Source organism: Bacillus sp. B2-WWTP-C-10-Post-4 (assembly GCF_009183805.1).
GTDB lineage: Bacteria > Bacillota > Bacilli > Bacillales > Bacillaceae_G > Bacillus_A > Bacillus_A cereus.
In genome coordinates this window covers 1-15785 of record NZ_WEII01000088.1, presented here as the reverse complement: position 1 = coordinate 15785, position 15785 = coordinate 1, and the positions used below count along the sequence as shown (strand labels likewise).

Below are 15785 nucleotides of genomic sequence, written 5' to 3'. Positions count from 1 at the left end.
TCCGTATAGTATACTGATATATTATCATTGCGTCCCAACGCTCTAAATGATAACTGTTTTCCAAAAAACGTACGATCCACTCCCCCAGTGTCCCTTGGATAAATAGACGCACAAACAGCACAAATACAACTGCTGCCATGACAATCGTAAGGATATATTGGTAGAGTTTTCGTTTTAACTTTGAATAATCAATTTTTTTATTCTTATTTTTATTTTTCAATTTTATAGCCGATCCCCCATACCGTTTTTATATACTTCGGATTATCAACCGTGTCGTTCATCTTTTCTCGCAGATGTCGGATATGCACGGTGATAGTGTTATTGCTCTTGCTGAAATATTCGTCACCCCATATCTCATGAAACAGCTGCTCAGAGCTAACCACATTCCCCTTGTTTTCACAGAGGATACGCAGGATTGAAAACTCGGTGGGAGTGAGAGATAACGGCTTCTCGTTCAGAGAACACTCATGCGTGCTTATATTAATGACAAGACCAGAGTGAACGATAACATTCTCGTTCTGTGCCGTTACTCCATTGTATTTTTTATATCGGCGTAACTGTGCCTTGACTCGCGCAATTAACTCTAGTGGGCGAAAGGGTTTTGTAATATAATCGTCCGCACCAATTGTTAGCCCTGTAATTTTATCTACTTCCGTATCTTTCGCCGTCAACATGATAATTGGATAGGTGTGCTTGTCCCTTATTTTTTGACAGATAGTGAGACCACTTACGTCGGGAAGCATGATATCCAATATTGCAAGGTCAAGCACATTCTTATCTATACATTCCAATGCTTCTTTGGCGGTATAGTATTTGAAAACCGTATAATTCTCGTTTTTCAAATATAGCTCAACCAAATCCGCAATTTCGCGTTCATCTTCCACAATAAGTACTTTATCACTCATGGTTACCAATCCTCCTCTATGGATGTGCTTTTTTTCAATTGGAATCTTTTCTGAATAACGAGCCTATCATACCTATTACACCAAGTAAAGTCATATTGCTGTATATAGACACAGTCGGTTACACAAAATAGATTTTCGGATTTACTCATTTATTAGGATTTAATTTTACGCCAAGAATAAGAGACCCATCAGACTCAAAATTATTTACAATAGATAAAGCAAATGATTATCCAAAACTAAAAGAAGGTCCCGTCCTCTCCATATGAACCTAACAAAACAAAGTCCCTTCCTAAAATGAAAAAATATGCTAATCTTTCTGTAGAATTATAGGAAAGGATGGAGTTTTATTATGGATTTTCCGATTCTTGAAGAACTTCAACTAATTGCTGAAGAATTACAACGACATATGTGTTCCTATGTTCTAGAGCACTTAGCTAAAGAAATGGGATTTGTTCATCGAAAGAGTAAATATCAAGCAAAGGAATTAGTTGCTTTATATGTAAGGCTTGGCCTACAGGTTGTAAGTACATCACTCACACAATTATGTAGCTGTCTTGAAGTATCTACAGTTGTTCTTATCAGCCATGAAGGGCTTAACCAACGATTTAATGCTTCCGCAGTACAAGTTTCTTGAACAAGTTCTAGCTAACCTTCTAACTCAAAGAATTCATTCAACACAAGAAATAATTCATCAATACACCACGACCTTTAAGCACATTCGGATTCTAGAGTCTACAACATTTCAGTTTCCAGATAAGTTTTCTTTACATTATCAAGGATCGGGGGGAAGTATCCATACGGCAGGAGTCAAAATTCAATTAGAGTATGACTTATTGAGTGGGAAGTTCCTGCACGTTTATGTAGGAGAAGGAAGAGAAAATGATAAAACCTTTGGTTCAACAAGCTTACAAACCATTCGACCAAAAAACTTGTATATACGAGATTTAGGCTATTTTGAATTACATGATTTACAGAATATCTGAAAGACACTCGTATACGAGTGTCTTTTCTTTATGCAAAAAAATATTTTTAAACAAAAAACCCTTATAAAAGAACACAAGTTCGTATATAATAAGAACAAACGTTCTTTTGATTTAAGGAGGAATAACAGTGTATGACTATTCTATCTTACCGAATAGAATCATCTTATGTGTGGATTTACGAAGCTTTTACGCTTCAGTAAGTTGCATCAAAATGGGGTTAGATCCTATGTATACAAAATTGGCAGTAGTCGGTGATGTAAATAGAAACGGTTCAATTGTTCTAGCTGCCACTTCACCATTAAAAGCATTAGGTGTAAAAAAGATGGCTAGATTATACGAGATTCCTCGCAGAAAAGACATTCTTGTTGTAAATCCAATTATGGGTACTTACATAAATTGCTCGAATTACATAACAAAGCTAGCTTTACAGTACGTTCCTATTGAGGATTTTCACCAATATTCCATCGACGAGTTCTTCATGGATATTACGGATAGTATTCATTTATTTGCTAACGATCCCTATGAATTCGCATTGAAATTTAAAAATGAAATATATGCGAAAACACGGATCGAATGCACAATAGGAATTGGCCCTAACCCTTTAATGAGCAAAGTAGCTTTAGATATTGAAGCAAAGAAGAATCAAAACGGCATCGCTTATTGGAAATATGAAGATGTCCCAACAAAATTATGGAGCATACGACCGCTCAATAAATTTTGGGGCATTTCGTACAAAACGGAAGAAAAGTTGAATCGAAAAGGAATACATTCTATAGGAGACTTAGCCAATTACCCTCTTAAATACTTAAAACAGAGCTGCGGTAAGATTGGAGAAGAATTACACTTACATAGCTACGGAATTGACTTTAGTCGCATTTCAGAAAAATATGTTCCTGCCACAACTTCTGTTGGGAAAAGCCAAATACTCATGCGCGATTACACAATAGGAGAATTTTCAATTGTTCTACTGGAACATATTGAAGAAGTTTGTTATCGGCTTAGAAGACAAAATAAGCTTGCTCAAACCGTTCATTTTTCAGTCGGTTATAGCAAGACTTATAACGGTGGTATTAGAAAAACACATACTTTAAGTCGTCCAACTAACCTAACAATGGATATTTATAAGATCTGTACATACTTTTTACATCAGCAATATACTGGAGAACCCATTCGCAGCATAAACATATCCTTAACAAACCTCCTTCAAGAAGGAGAAGAACAAATTTCTCTTTTTGATAACATAACGCAGCGGGAACAAGAAGTAAAATTAACAAAAGTAATGGATGAAATACGCACAAAGTTTGGGAAGAACAGTATATTGCGGGGAATTTCCTACACGCATAGCGCCACAGCTAGATACAGAAATACACTAATTGGGGGACACAAATCATGAATAACGCTAATATGCCAAAAGGAAGAAAAATGGTCAAGTGGACTCCGTTCGCTGCATTAACATCTCAATTTGATGGGATACGTGAAATGATTAAGGAACAAAACAAAGTAACCCGTCCGATCTTAACAACTGAGGAAAAAGAACGAATTGAAAACATGCTATTATGTTCCTTAGTATCTGAAGAGGAAATAATGATTACATATTATGAGGATGGTTATTTACTCACTAGTTATATGACCGTTGTTGATATCGATCCTTCAAATAGAGCTGTTATATGTACGGATGCTTTTTATAATAAGATAAAACTACAATTTTCTAATATAATAGATGTAAAATAGAATGAATTAATGTAATCACGTTTGGATTATTAAAAAGGAGTGTAAAAATGCAAGGAAATCAGTTAAGAAAGAACGCCGCAGGAGCAATTATTCATAATAATATTAATAGATATCCCATTCTAAATATACCTATGATTATTAATAAGAAAGATGGGATCATTTATGAGGTGTTAAACGCTGGTTTTCAAGCTAATGATGCAGTACCAATGATAACAACGGATGGTTTTGCTACAACCAGGGTAAATGCACCGATCGTAACAGCAAAAAACAATGATGGTAGCCTTCAAATATACCGCTTACCGTTAGAACTTGAATATTGGGTGATTTCTTGTATGCATGCTGCTTCAGAAGGAAAAAATCCATTCCCCTGTAAAGTCGCTTTTGGAATTATAGACACAAAATTTTTTGCGGAATTCAAATGAAAAGGTCTGTTTATTCAGCAGACCTCTCATCAATTATAGCTATATACCTTTTTGTTTGTATTCGATGTTATTAACGAAACTTAGGGAAGGTATATACGGTGCCCGTAGAATTGTAATGTCTTGATTTAACAGAGATACATATTGATTAATCAAAGTCATGCATTTGCATGGCTTTTTTGTTATTGATTCTGGTTTTACATTGTAGGCGTACGGAAACGATTCGAGGTATGAGGGGGCCACTATGAAAGAAAACCTAATTGATACAATAAAAACCGTAGAAATTAAATATTTCCACGGTTTTTATTTTTACCTAAGATCCTTTTAATTATTTTACAACAATATAGAACTTACCTGGCATTTCATTTTGTGCATCTTGAAATATTTTTAAAATTAAATCCGCATAAGGTCCTAACATTTTTTGAGTACTCTCGAAAAATTCCCATTCTATTGTTATAGGAAGACCTTTGAACTACCCCCACTTTCACTTCGTTTAGAAGTGAGGGATTCCTAAGTAAAGAGTTCTATCGAACTCTAATTGATTAAGCTAACCCCGCAGTCCTTGCGGTTAGAAGCTTTATCGCTTCATTCTTTAGATTGATACTTGCGTTAATATCCCTATCATGGTGTGTACAACAAGAAGGACAGTCCCATCCACGTAGGTTTAGATTTTTAACGTCTTTATTTTGATATCCACAACAAGAACATAATTGGCTAGAAGCAAATGTTTTCGATACGACAATGACCTGTTTGCCATACCATTTTGCTTTGTATTCCAACATGGATCGAAATTGTGACCAAGATACCTCACTAATTACTTTTGCTAACTTATGATTCTTTAACATATTGGATACTTGCAAATCCTCTATACCGATAACATCGTGGTTTTTGATGATTTCAGTTGAAATTTTGTCCAAGTAATCTTTTCTAGTATTTGATATGTATTCATGAATTCTAGCTACCTTTACTCGTTGTTTATTCCAGCGAGAAGATCCTTTCATTCTTCTAGAAAGAACACGCTGTGCTTTCGCCAACTTATCTTCTAATGATCGGAAAAACTTCGGATTTTCATAGTGTGTTCCATCTGACAAAATAGCGAAATCTTTTAGTCCTACATCTATTCCAATATAAGAATGTGTTTTCGGAAGTTCTTGTACTTCTATTTCAACTAATAGTGACACAAAATATCTACCAGAAGGGTTCCGTCTAACTGTAGCATTTACAATACGCCCCTCTACTTCGCGACTTTTGGCAAATCGAACAAGGCCTAGTTTCGGCAACTTTATTTTGTTCCCTACAACGGCAATGTTTTCGTTTGTTTGTTTTGTGGTATAAGATTGTACGTTGTTCTTCTTAGATTTAAAGCGCGGTGCGCTGTTTTGTTTTTTAAAAAAGCGTGTATAAGCATCCGCAAGGTTGCGAATAGACGACTGAATCGCAATACTATCCACTTCTTTGAGCCAAACAAGCTCTTTCTTCATGGCAGGTAGTTTGGCAGAGCATGTACCATAGGTCAAGCCTTTTCCTGTCTCTTTGTATGCTTGATCCCATAAGGATAGGAAATGATTGAATACAAAGCGAGAACACCCAATCGTTTTATTGATTAAAATTGCTTGTGCCTGATTTGGATAGATACGAAACTTATAGGCTTTATTCATCATTATTTGATTCACCTCCATTTCGGTATATGACTATTATATACCAAACGTACATTCGATAGGTAGTGGAGTAACACTTTCTGTATGTCGAACAATTAAGATGGCTTCCTGCCATCCCTTGTTCGAAGCCAATTCATCTCCCACCTACTCACTGGGCTGTGCCCCTTCACGCTCCTTGAGGAAGGAGTCTTCTTGGCTAAAATGATAAATCCAGTTAAACAGTCCCACAAAGCATCTGCATTTTCCTGAAGCTACCCCTATAGGGGTTCAGCCGAGATACGTGTAAAAATGGGTCGCAGATACAATATTTACCAAACGGTGGTTATTGAGGGCTTTTGTAGCATCACCCGAAGTCACTCTGGCTCCAGCATCGAAATAGGTTAGATTGCTAAAGGTACCTCTATTGTTTCTCGTAGACGAAGCATACACTTCTCAAACATGCCCTTGTTGCCAAAGAAGAAAGTGCGGACACGTAACTACGTTTGTGTGTGCGGCTACGAAGAACACTGGGACATTCACGGTGCCCGCAACATTTTGGTAAAAGAACTGTACGGAAAGATGTGTCATATCCCGGAAGAAACGAAGAGAAAGTATTTGTGGATTGCGTAAGCAAAAAGTAGTAGACGGTGTGGTCCCACCCTTCTGCATGTGCAGAAGTTGCTTAGTCAAATGAAGAAAAGGAGTCCCTGCATAGGTGCAGAGAGGAGATGGAAAATCCGCTTCTCATGGGACCTTGTCTTTGTTGATGCTAAGAAATCCCCACTTCAAGCGGAAGCGAGTAAGTGGGGAGGTTCATAGTGAATTATTTTTGTACTTAAATTACTTAATCTCTAAAATCATTGCTAGATCGATTGCATAATTCGTGCGAGTTCTTTTTCTAAAGCAGCGGGCTCGTTTGCATAATTGTAAATCCCTAAAAACTTCTCTATAGCCTCTGGATGGGAACTGATTAGCTTGTTGACAGCATCCTGTTGTTCAGATATGCGTTCATTCTTCGAAATTTGGCATCCCATGTGAAACCGAACCATAAACTCATCTTCTATTGCCTTTTGATATTCTTCAGACATTTGATTTGATTGATCGGATTGTCCCTTATATTTTGATAGAATATTGGATAATATACGTGCTCCACATATAGCATCATGGATACCCTGCGCCATGCCAGGATCTTTAAAACAAACTGCATCTCCAACCAACGCCCATCCTTTTCCCATTCCTTTATACCAGTAATTATCATATCCGAGAATGCCTTTGACCGGTTCTACTAGTTCTGCATTTTTCAAGCGCGCCCCAATTGTTGTATTCGGAAAGTTATCTGTAAAGAAATTGCGTAGACAGCTTTCCGGATTTAATTTCAACCGTTCTATCAATTCCTTATTTTCTAATGGGAAAATGCCGACAATTACATATAAATCATCATTCGTCGGAAAGAGAATGGCTGTGTTATCTTTTATCTTGTATACTTCAAATTTAGGGACATTATCGTGGCGAAATCCAGAGAAATACCCGAAATAGATGCCGACTGTTGCCGGAATACTTATTTTGAGTTCACTTTTTACCAGCTTGCGAATAATAGAGGATCGGCCGTCTGCCCCGACTACCAGGCGAGCTAAAAATTCTTGTTTCTCGTTGTCGCCGTCTAAACCTTTCACGCCTATCACTGTTTCGTCATCACGGATGACATCCGTCACACGAAATCCTTCTAAAACAGTTACATTCATTTGGGATTTGGCTTGTTCAAGTAGAATATGATCGAGATAAGTTCTTCTAATACAATAACAACTTTCCTCTCCGTAAACCTCAGGGATGAGACCTTCTATCACGGTATCCTCAAATTGAAATTTAATATCCCGTACCGGCGGTGCTTTTGTTTCCAATAACTTGTCCAGGACACCGGTTTCTCGAAGAAGAGCGACAGTATTATTGAAAAAGGTATGGGTTGATAATGTGTCCCTTGGAAAATTCGCTCGGTCCACTAACAACACATGGAAACCTGCCTTAGCAAGATAAATTGCAAGGGTAGAGCCGGCACATCTAGCACCGGTAATGATGACATCATACGTCTTATTCATCGTATCACTCCATTTTCAAGTATAATTATTAACTTGCTTATCCATTAGTAGAGTTCTAAAGTTAATGCCCCTACGAGTTAAAGTAATGGGGAAAATTGATAAGAATGCACTACATACATAAAGTATGGAAGCTAAAACGAAATAAGTACAGAAAATTCTCACCTGCTATACAATTAAAAAGAATTTGTGGTAAAAATTGGAATGATAATTTAAGTATTAAATAAAGGTCCGTTTACTTGTCTCGTGAAGAGTTAATGATGTATATTCACAAAAATGGTTGTTAAAACATCGACTCCAAACTCCTTGTATAAAGTTATGGAAATCAAGTCCATTTGCTATGTTAAATGCGCTATAATTTTTGGGTAGTCGTCCTTATCATATGTTGAATGAATTATATCCAAATCGTTTTAAAGAGTGGGAATTTAAAAAAACGTCTACAGGATTCTGGACAAAAGAGAAGGGACTCCATTTAGCAGATGAGTTCAACATAAGATTCAATGTAGACTATTGATTATGTATCTTGTTTTTTATTAAATATCACGGTACGTAAAATTTTAAATATCTTTACTAAAAAAGCCCCTTGAAAGGAGCACTTATTTTACAAGATACTGTTCTATTTCTTTTATTAATAGTTCTGCACCTTCTGGGCTTAATGTGATCTTACCATTTGCTAATGCTATGTTACGATTTGACACTTCTCCTGTTAATACACAAACAGCACCAGGCTGATACTTCTGTAAAATGATGTCTTCCCCTTCTACAAAAATCTCTAATGGTGATTTTTCTTTAATCCCAAGCGTATTTCTAAGTTCCTTTGGAATTACTATACGCCCTAATTCATCCACTTTTCTAGTTACTCCGGTTGCTTTCATCCAGCATATTTCCCCATTTCATTATCAATTTGTAACCAAGTTATTCTTTACTATTGTAACAGGCTTTCACCATACACGAGAAACATAATGAATCAAAAACAGAGCATCATTATAAGAAATTCTTTAAACCCTTGCTGAAAGGAAATACGACCTTCTTCCATTTACTGTGCATTCTTTTTTATTAGGCGTACGGCCAACATTTTAAAGAAAACGTACGCAACAAAAGGTACACCTTTAGATATAGTATATTCTATGCAGCTTAAACTACTTCAAAAAGTATCAAAATGTACTTAAGACACACTTCATAAGTACACACACTTTTTGAGATGTGTTTGTTGAATGATTTTATGCTTATTGGATGTCCCTATCAGTTGGATACACCACAGAGAATCCCCTTGTTGTGCTGTTTATTATTTTTAATATGTAATCTGGTACATGAAATTTTACGATTAAGTTGTTCCTTTGTTTTTCTTTTAAAATTCTTATAGCATTCTATATGAATTTTATGGTATTATAGAGATAGAAAATTTGTTTCCATTGTTTATACTCTATTGTACGTAGCGTGAAGGACAAACCTTACGCCCAGTTAACTCGGGCGAGGTTTGTCCTTTTTTTTACTTTAAGGAGGAATTTACTATGAAAAAAGTCTACAAAATTGGAGCAGTTATCACAACTTTATGCGTTGCTTGTATTGCGATCTTTACTTTAACTAAGAATGAATCAGTCAATACAGAAACTATAATACCAGAAAAAACAATTGTATCTGCTGCAGATGTAAAAGGAGCACCTGAAAATATAAAAGATATTTCCAAAGAAGAAATAAAGCAAAAAATACAATCCCATGAAGAATTCATTGCGTATTACTATCAACCAACCTGTCATTATTGTAAAAAGGCTGCGCCAGACATCAATCGTATGTCGAAAAAGCATGATAGAACCATTTATCGTATTGATATCTCTACACCAGAAAATCAAAGTGCCTTTCAAGAGTTCGACATTCCAGGTACTCCAGTTGTTGTAGCTTATAACAAAGGTGAAGAAGTTGAACGTCTAGAAGGAGCCGTTTCAGCTGCTACATATGATGGATTCTTTGCAAGACGTAATTCGAGCGCTATCTAGTTTAGTGCTCGTTTTTATTTGTAAGAAAGGAGAATTAGCATGCAACAAAACGCCCGTATTCATTCTTTAGACATAATAAGAGGTATCGCCATACTATGTATCCTATTTGCGAATCTACCCACTATGACGGGACTAGATCCCTTTAATCAGGCAGGTTACACCGGTACAGATAAAACGATTCGTTTTTTAGTAGATTTGTTTATACAAGCAAAGTTCTACACTATTTTCGCATTCTTATTCGGAGTAGGATTTTATATCTTTATGACAAATACAGAAGCAAAAGGATATCATATGTATAAGCTATTTACCCGGAGACTATGTATTTTACTAGTCTTCGGTTTACTCCACTTCACCTTTCTATGGTATGGAGATATTCTACATGCGTATGCTATAGCTGGATTTATTCTATTGTTCTTTTATAAGCGATCTACTAAGCTTATTTTTATAGCTGGTTGTAGTTTCCTAACGGTTAGTTATGTATTACATATTATTGTATTTTTACGAGCAAGTTCTTCTATTACTGAAGTACCAAATTACTATCAATATATGTTTACAGGTAACACTACCAATCACACTGTAAATCTATTTATACATTATTCTCATCAAGTAAAAGCACGTCTTTTCTTTCTAATGACTCAGGAATTCCAGCAACTACTAATAGGAATTCCTGAATATATAGGCTTATTTTTAATAGGGTTATGGGCTGGTAAGAAAAATATTTTTAAAAGGGTACTGGAATTAATAAAGAAAATTAGATTTTTACAGTGGAGTTCGTTATGTATCTCATGCCTTCTCTCTTGTCCTATTCTCTACTACTTTATAAAAACAGATGTCTATTACTCTCAGGATGTACAACTATGGATTCTATTTGGAGGGAAAATGCTAGCTATATTCTATATTTGTACTCTACTGAGAGTTTGTGAGAATAAAAAATATATAGAATACCTGCACCCCTTTATGAACGTTGGCCAGTATGCTTTAACGAATTACATCACTCAAAGCATACTTACGCTTGTCATTCTTTCGTGGTGCTTTAAAGATGTCTCAAACGTATATTACTGGAAACTATGTATCTTTGGGCTTTTAATTATTTTTGTACAAATTATATTCAGCAAGATTTGGAGTAAATATTTCCGTTATGGTCCTATTGAGTGGGTATGGAGAAAAGGAGTTTACAAGAAATAGGGGCACTATATCATTCTGATCCTATTAAACGGGGTCCCACCACATGCCTATCAACTTAAGAAAACAGATTCATCCCAAAACGAAAAAATAAGCTTAATTCTCAAATATAACTGTCGAGAGGTAAAATTTTTGTTTTGGTGGTGCTTCAAAATATTAGCTTGATAGCGATGTGGCGGTACCCCTTGTTGCCAAAGAAGAAAGAAAGTGCGGGACACATAACTATGTTTGTGTGTGCGGCTACGAAGAACACTGGGACATTCACGGTGCCCGCAACATTTTGGCAAAAGAACTGTACGGAAAGATGTGTCATATCCAGGAAGAAATGAAGAGAAAGTATTTGTGGATTGCGTAAGCAAAAAGTAGTAGACGGTGTGTTCCCACCCTTCTGGGGGTTCAGCCGAGATACGTGTAAAAACGGGTCATAGACTGGATTTTATTTCCATTGTTGATTTTTCAGCTGAAAATAACTACCTCACGATAAACAAAAAGCCAATTTTCTGTACGCTAAGGAAATTGGCTTTTTGCTCAGCTAGTTATTTAGGTTATCTCCAATCGAATGATATAAATTCATATTCTTGAAAAGAAAAATCAGAGATTCATCACAAGTTATTAGTTTTTAATTAGTAAGAAAATTATTAATGAAGAAACACTATTGCTTATAGTTTACGAATAGGACTAGTAAGCGCGATAATAACCTCAATGAACTTTGCAGTTGATGCCAAAATAAATATTGCAACTGGATTAAAATCGGAAATTAATCCACCTACTAGTGCTCCTAATGGCATAGCCAAACGAGTAAGCACACGTGAAAATCCTAAAACTCTTCCCTGCATATCGGTGGGTACTGTTTCCTGTCGAACGGATGCCACAATAGTATTCCAGGCTATATTACAAATCATAGCCAGACCAAATGAAATCCCCGGTGCAAGCCAATATTCACTCCATATTGCATAGGTCAATCCAATTGCTCCCACAGCAAGAAGGGTTGGAATAAGGATTCCCCTTCGAAATCGTTGTTCAAGTGGAATAACAATGATACTTCCTAAAAGACCACCTACCCCAATTAAAGTATAATTAATCCCACTTTCTTCAGCGGATAGATTTAATGTAGAAAGTAAATAATACATAAGCCCACCTAATACAGCGCTAGCACCAAAATTTCCGACCATTGCTTGAAGAGATAAAGCAAGGTTAAGACGATCATTTATTAACCATTTAAGCCCTTCTCTCATATCATTCTTTATAGTTTGTAATAGTGTTTTTGCTCTATCTGTAGGTTTCTTCTTTTCTAATTTCGGCAATAGTAATACAGCAACTAGAGTAGCTATAAAAGAGAGAGCATTTATCCAGAGGGCATTAATCCCCCCTATTATAGCAATTATAATACCGGCTAATGCGGGTCCTGCTAAACTAGCAATTTGGTTAACCATTTGGTATGCGGAATTGGCTCTTGTTAACGATGGACCTGCGATTTGTGGAATTACTGTAATAGTCGCTACGTCAAATAACATCGATAGTACGGCTAAAATAAAAGAAACAACATATAGATGCCAGAGTTGAAGTACGCTCAAGTTATACAGGAGAGGAATTAAGGATACTAAAATAATACATCCTACATCAGCAACCCACATTAATTTCCGCCGATCAAAACGATCCACTACTACTCCTACGATTGGACCAAATAAAACAATAGGTAACACACCGATAGCAAAAAGTGAACTCATAATTATTGCTGATCCAGTTAACTTATAGGCAATCCAAGGAAGAGCAAACGTATAAAGGGAATCACCTATCCTGGAAATCAGTAAACCAAAAATAAAAATCACATAGGTACTGGGGAAATGTGTAATTTTTGAAACTAGATTTCTGCTTTGTGCATTCGGTTTCAACGATGAGTTAAAGTTTGTTTCTTCATTATCGACTCTAATTTACCTCCTTTTTTAGTAGCAAAACTTATATTAACTGGCAGTAAGCCCCTTACTTATTAAATATTTAATACAGTATAAAATTCTTTAAAATACAAAAGTATTCCTTCTTTTAACCAATTATTCATTTTGCTGTAAGTGCCTATTTGTGCTAAGTTAACATTTGTAACAAAAACGACCGTTTTAGGGACCTTTTGGTACTGGTAAGTCTACCTGAGTCGTAATAACCATAGAGTTTCTAAAACAAACTAGTGGGTCAAACCCATTTGTTGGTTCATCTAAACGTACGAAATCCGCAAAATGTTGGTGCTACCCCATTTTACACAAATAAAAAAGCCTCGTTATAAGGAGGCTTTTTTATAATAAATAGATTTAATTAATTACTCCAACCCTCATAATAAGCTGTCCATGTTTTATCCATTTCTTTCGTTGCCCCTTTTAAATACCACGTGATACCAATTACAGTGACGACTTTGTTCGGTATCTCTTCTCTAGTAGCAAACCCTGGTACTCTCAGCGTTTTCTTTTCCGCTGCCATAGTAACGTTTTCTTGCTTCGGACTTTCAGTATTAGGTGTTACAGCCATCGCTCCACCTGCACCAGATAACATAATACCAGTCGCTAATGCTCCAACTACTAATTTCTTGAACATAAAAATTCCCCCTTAAGTATTTTTATATCTTACACACGCCAGCCTTCAAAATAAGCTGTCCATCTACCACCCGAACCTATATATGCGTTCTTCAAGTACCACGTGATACCGGTACTAGAGTCTTTTACTACGTTCGGTATATCTTCTCTAGAAGCATACCCATGTTTATAAATCCCAATCTTTTCAATCGGTTGCACTGCCATAGTAACCTTTTCTGGCTTTGGACTTTCAGTATTAGGTGTTGCAGCCATCACTCCACCTGTACCAGATAACATAATACCAGTTGCTAATGCCCCAACTACTAATTTCTTGAACATAAAAATTCCCCCCTCAAGTATTTTTATATTTTGTACTTAGTTACATACTGATTTTGAAACATATAAATGGGTTTTCCAGTTTGAGTCGTAAAATTTTAACCATTGATTAGTTCCATTGACAGTTTGTCCTTTTACCCATTCACCAGTAAATCTAGTTCCATTAGCAACATTATAAGCTATTTTTGAACTCGTACTTGCGTCAGTTCGTACTTTTGTATTTTCATATTGTGCGTTACAGACTGCAAGACCCTTAGCTGCTTTATTTGATGTGAAATTGGTGTTTTCTGCCGCACTAGCGCTTGTTACGCCAATAAAACTAAATGAACTTAAACCGATTGCACAAGCTAAAGCTAAACCTTTAATTCTTTTCATTTTTCTCATATTAAACATCCCCTTCAATATTTTTGTAGAGTTCCCTCTTATCAATTTAAATTGTATAATTATATATCTTTAAAAATCACGCTAAACGAATATTACATATAGTAAAATATAAATTATCTAGGGTAAATAATAATGTCTCCCGACAACAATTCTCCGGCACGTTCAGTATGTGCTGCATTTTTGTAAAGTTGAACATGTACGAATGTACTTTCCGTTTCATCCTTCCAAGCGTGATCTATATTTAGTGGTTTTAGTGGTGTACTAGAGGAAAAGTATCCACTGGTCATATCATGAGAAGCAGAATTTGAACCAGCATACGGAAGATACATATCATAATATAATCTACTACATGTTCCACGCGTTTCAATTTTAGCGTTCACCTTTTTATGAGTTTTTCCATACTCAGTGCGATCAGTAGAAACTCTGGCCTGACAATCAGTTCCTCCTGCTGTTACTTTATACCAACCTCCTCCTGCTGCTTCAGTTTTACTGGATGTAATAAAAAATCCACTACACATTAAACCTAATACCAATACTAATTTTGTTAAATGTTTCAATATCTTCACTCCCTTTCATAGTATTATTTAAATATTAGCATATATCTCTCTCGATATGGGTAATATTAGGATATTTATCAAGTTTATTCTGAATATTCATTCTCTTGTATAATCAAAAAACTAAATCAAGATGTCATCCCATCATCATGTGATACTGCTAATATTACTCAATGGCCGACATCACTTAATATAGTGAAATAATATTCGGATGTGGGCCCAATGCATATCATTAAAATTAAAGTGGTTCAAGTCGGAGAAAGGCACCTTAGGGTGTCTTTTTTAGTGGACAAAATAATACCACGCAATGAAAAAAGCCTTAATATTTAAGGCTTAAAAAAATCACTTTGCTAATCGTCCTTGATACCAACCCATACCGTTAATTGTACCTTTATAATACCAATTATATTTTCCATCATTAAAATAATTAGCATATATCCCATCTCTGTGACAAAGATGAGTACTATATAAATCTTCACCATCATTACCAACATAATAAATTTTATTACATACTGGATTATCTGCAACATCTGCTGATGCTACGCCAATTCCTCCTGTTAGTATAAAACCAGTTGCTAACACTCCGATCATTAATTTTTTAAACATAATACCACCTCTTTTTAATAGTTTTATAATTCACCACTTAAATGTATCATCTTTATTAATTTTGTAAATATTTATAATTTTTAGAAATATTTATTTGAATCTTATTAATATTGGTAATTCATTTTATCAAATGGAAAATAGAGGGATTTATAGTGATATGTAATAATGCATGTTCATTCAGAAAAAAATCGTGATAAAATCTAAGCACCTGATCTATTTTTTCAGTTATCTTAGAAACCTTACTTCTTATTTCCCCAAATGGGGGGCGCTTTATGGCGCCTTTTTTTTATTTTCAAAAGGCCATGCTCATTTAATCCATAAAAACATAAAGTAATTTGAATCCATTAAAATACATGAGTGACTCCTTATTTTTCTCCTACTCTTTAAAGGAGGAATTATTATGGGC

Annotated in this window: 17 protein-coding genes and 4 pseudogenes; 9 read left to right on the top strand and 12 right to left on the bottom strand. The window is 35.5% G+C overall.

Annotated elements, in window-relative coordinates; translation table 11 throughout:
- Nucleotides 1–220, bottom strand: a pseudogene (locus GBN78_RS30710) (vancomycin resistance histidine kinase VanS); the annotation flags it as partial.
- Nucleotides 210–905, bottom strand: coding sequence for a vancomycin resistance response regulator transcription factor VanR-A (vanR-A, locus tag GBN78_RS23505; RefSeq protein WP_001281108.1), 696 nt, complete (start codon nucleotides 903–905; stop codon nucleotides 210–212). The pseudogene GBN78_RS30710 and the gene vanR-A, both read right to left, overlap by 11 nt.
- Nucleotides 906–1036: 131 nt before the next feature.
- On the opposite strand from vanR-A, the gene GBN78_RS31240 reads away from it, so the two are divergent.
- The 5 genes and pseudogenes from GBN78_RS31240 to GBN78_RS23480 all read left to right on the top strand — a co-directional run bounded on the left by GBN78_RS31240 (nucleotide 1037) and on the right by GBN78_RS23480 (nucleotide 4041).
- Nucleotides 1037–1171, top strand: coding sequence for a Tn3 family transposase (locus tag GBN78_RS31240; RefSeq protein WP_119781447.1), 135 nt, complete (start codon nucleotides 1037–1039; stop codon nucleotides 1169–1171).
- An 83-nt stretch (nucleotides 1172–1254) separates the two neighbouring features.
- Nucleotides 1255–1885, top strand: a pseudogene (locus GBN78_RS23495) (IS4 family transposase); the annotation flags it as partial.
- Between the two features lie 130 nt (nucleotides 1886–2015).
- Nucleotides 2016–3281, top strand: a complete 1266-nt coding sequence (locus tag GBN78_RS23490) for a Y-family DNA polymerase (RefSeq protein ID WP_152127755.1) — start codon at nucleotides 2016–2018, stop codon at nucleotides 3279–3281.
- Entirely contained in the window at nucleotides 3278–3619 is a 342-nt protein-coding gene (locus tag GBN78_RS23485) for a YolD-like family protein (protein WP_001057821.1), read from the top strand. Before GBN78_RS23490 ends, GBN78_RS23485 begins: the two co-directional genes overlap by 4 nt.
- Nucleotides 3620–3666: 47 nt before the next feature.
- On the top strand, nucleotides 3667–4041 hold the full coding sequence (locus GBN78_RS23480; RefSeq protein ID WP_044585207.1) for a hypothetical protein: 375 nt from the start codon (nucleotides 3667–3669) through the stop codon (nucleotides 4039–4041).
- A gap of 325 nt (nucleotides 4042–4366) precedes the next feature.
- On the opposite strand, the pseudogene GBN78_RS23475 reads toward GBN78_RS23480, so the two are convergent.
- Together GBN78_RS23475 and tnpB are read right to left on the bottom strand one after the other, a co-directional pair.
- A pseudogene (locus GBN78_RS23475) lies at nucleotides 4367–4501 on the bottom strand (barstar family protein); the annotation flags it as partial.
- A gap of 79 nt (nucleotides 4502–4580) precedes the next feature.
- Nucleotides 4581–5699, bottom strand: a complete 1119-nt coding sequence (gene tnpB, locus GBN78_RS23470; protein ID WP_152127754.1) for an IS200/IS605 family element RNA-guided endonuclease TnpB — start codon at nucleotides 5697–5699, stop codon at nucleotides 4581–4583.
- Between the two features lie 382 nt (nucleotides 5700–6081).
- Here tnpB and GBN78_RS23455 point away from each other — a divergent pair, with 382 nt between their 5' ends.
- Nucleotides 6082–6237, top strand: a complete 156-nt coding sequence (locus GBN78_RS23455; protein ID WP_119782053.1) for a zinc ribbon domain-containing protein — start codon at nucleotides 6082–6084, stop codon at nucleotides 6235–6237.
- A 301-nt stretch (nucleotides 6238–6538) separates the two neighbouring features.
- On the opposite strand, the gene GBN78_RS23450 is transcribed toward GBN78_RS23455, so the two are convergent.
- Nucleotides 6539–7768, bottom strand: a complete 1230-nt coding sequence (locus GBN78_RS23450; RefSeq protein ID WP_001044754.1) for an NAD(P)/FAD-dependent oxidoreductase — start codon at nucleotides 7766–7768, stop codon at nucleotides 6539–6541.
- 370 nt (nucleotides 7769–8138) lie between these two features.
- On the opposite strand from GBN78_RS23450, the pseudogene GBN78_RS31235 reads away from it, so the two are divergent.
- Nucleotides 8139–8234: pseudogene (locus GBN78_RS31235) on the top strand (DUF4046 domain-containing protein); the annotation flags it as partial.
- Between the two features lie 127 nt (nucleotides 8235–8361).
- Here GBN78_RS31235 and GBN78_RS23445 read toward each other — a convergent pair.
- A complete protein-coding gene (locus GBN78_RS23445) occupies nucleotides 8362–8640 on the bottom strand; it encodes an AbrB/MazE/SpoVT family DNA-binding domain-containing protein (RefSeq protein ID WP_000648342.1) in 279 nt (92 codons plus the stop codon).
- A 636-nt stretch (nucleotides 8641–9276) separates the two neighbouring features.
- Here GBN78_RS23445 and GBN78_RS23440 point away from each other — a divergent pair.
- Together GBN78_RS23440 and GBN78_RS23435 are read left to right on the top strand one after the other, a co-directional pair.
- Nucleotides 9277–9759 (top strand): thioredoxin family protein, encoded by a 483-nt coding sequence (locus GBN78_RS23440; protein WP_061661762.1) that lies wholly within the window; start codon nucleotides 9277–9279, stop codon nucleotides 9757–9759.
- Nucleotides 9760–9798: 39 nt separating this feature from the next.
- Nucleotides 9799–10944 (top strand): DUF418 domain-containing protein, encoded by a 1146-nt coding sequence (locus tag GBN78_RS23435; RefSeq protein WP_088360971.1) that lies wholly within the window; start codon nucleotides 9799–9801, stop codon nucleotides 10942–10944.
- 656 nt (nucleotides 10945–11600) lie between these two features.
- Here GBN78_RS23435 and GBN78_RS23430 read toward each other — a convergent pair.
- From GBN78_RS23430 to GBN78_RS23405, 6 genes are all read right to left on the bottom strand, one after another.
- Nucleotides 11601–12833, bottom strand: coding sequence for an MFS transporter (locus GBN78_RS23430; RefSeq protein WP_423775015.1), 1233 nt, complete (start codon nucleotides 12831–12833; stop codon nucleotides 11601–11603).
- Between the two features lie 412 nt (nucleotides 12834–13245).
- The gene (locus GBN78_RS23425) at nucleotides 13246–13521 is read right to left on the bottom strand and encodes an LCI fold-containing protein (RefSeq protein WP_152127753.1); all 276 of its coding nucleotides are present in this window, start codon (nucleotides 13519–13521) and stop codon (nucleotides 13246–13248) included.
- Nucleotides 13522–13550: 29 nt separating this feature from the next.
- Nucleotides 13551–13838, bottom strand: a complete 288-nt coding sequence (locus GBN78_RS23420) for an LCI fold-containing protein (RefSeq protein WP_088360968.1) — start codon at nucleotides 13836–13838, stop codon at nucleotides 13551–13553.
- 36 nt (nucleotides 13839–13874) lie between these two features.
- The gene (locus GBN78_RS23415; RefSeq protein WP_088360967.1) at nucleotides 13875–14219 is read right to left on the bottom strand and encodes an SH3 domain-containing protein; all 345 of its coding nucleotides are present in this window, start codon (nucleotides 14217–14219) and stop codon (nucleotides 13875–13877) included.
- 113 nt (nucleotides 14220–14332) lie between these two features.
- Complete coding sequence (locus GBN78_RS23410; protein ID WP_226798489.1) at nucleotides 14333–14785, bottom strand: hypothetical protein; 453 nt, start codon at nucleotides 14783–14785, stop codon at nucleotides 14333–14335.
- 330 nt (nucleotides 14786–15115) lie between these two features.
- Nucleotides 15116–15379, bottom strand: a complete 264-nt coding sequence (locus GBN78_RS23405) for a hypothetical protein (RefSeq protein WP_088360966.1) — start codon at nucleotides 15377–15379, stop codon at nucleotides 15116–15118.
- Nucleotides 15380–15785 lie beyond the last annotated feature (406 nt).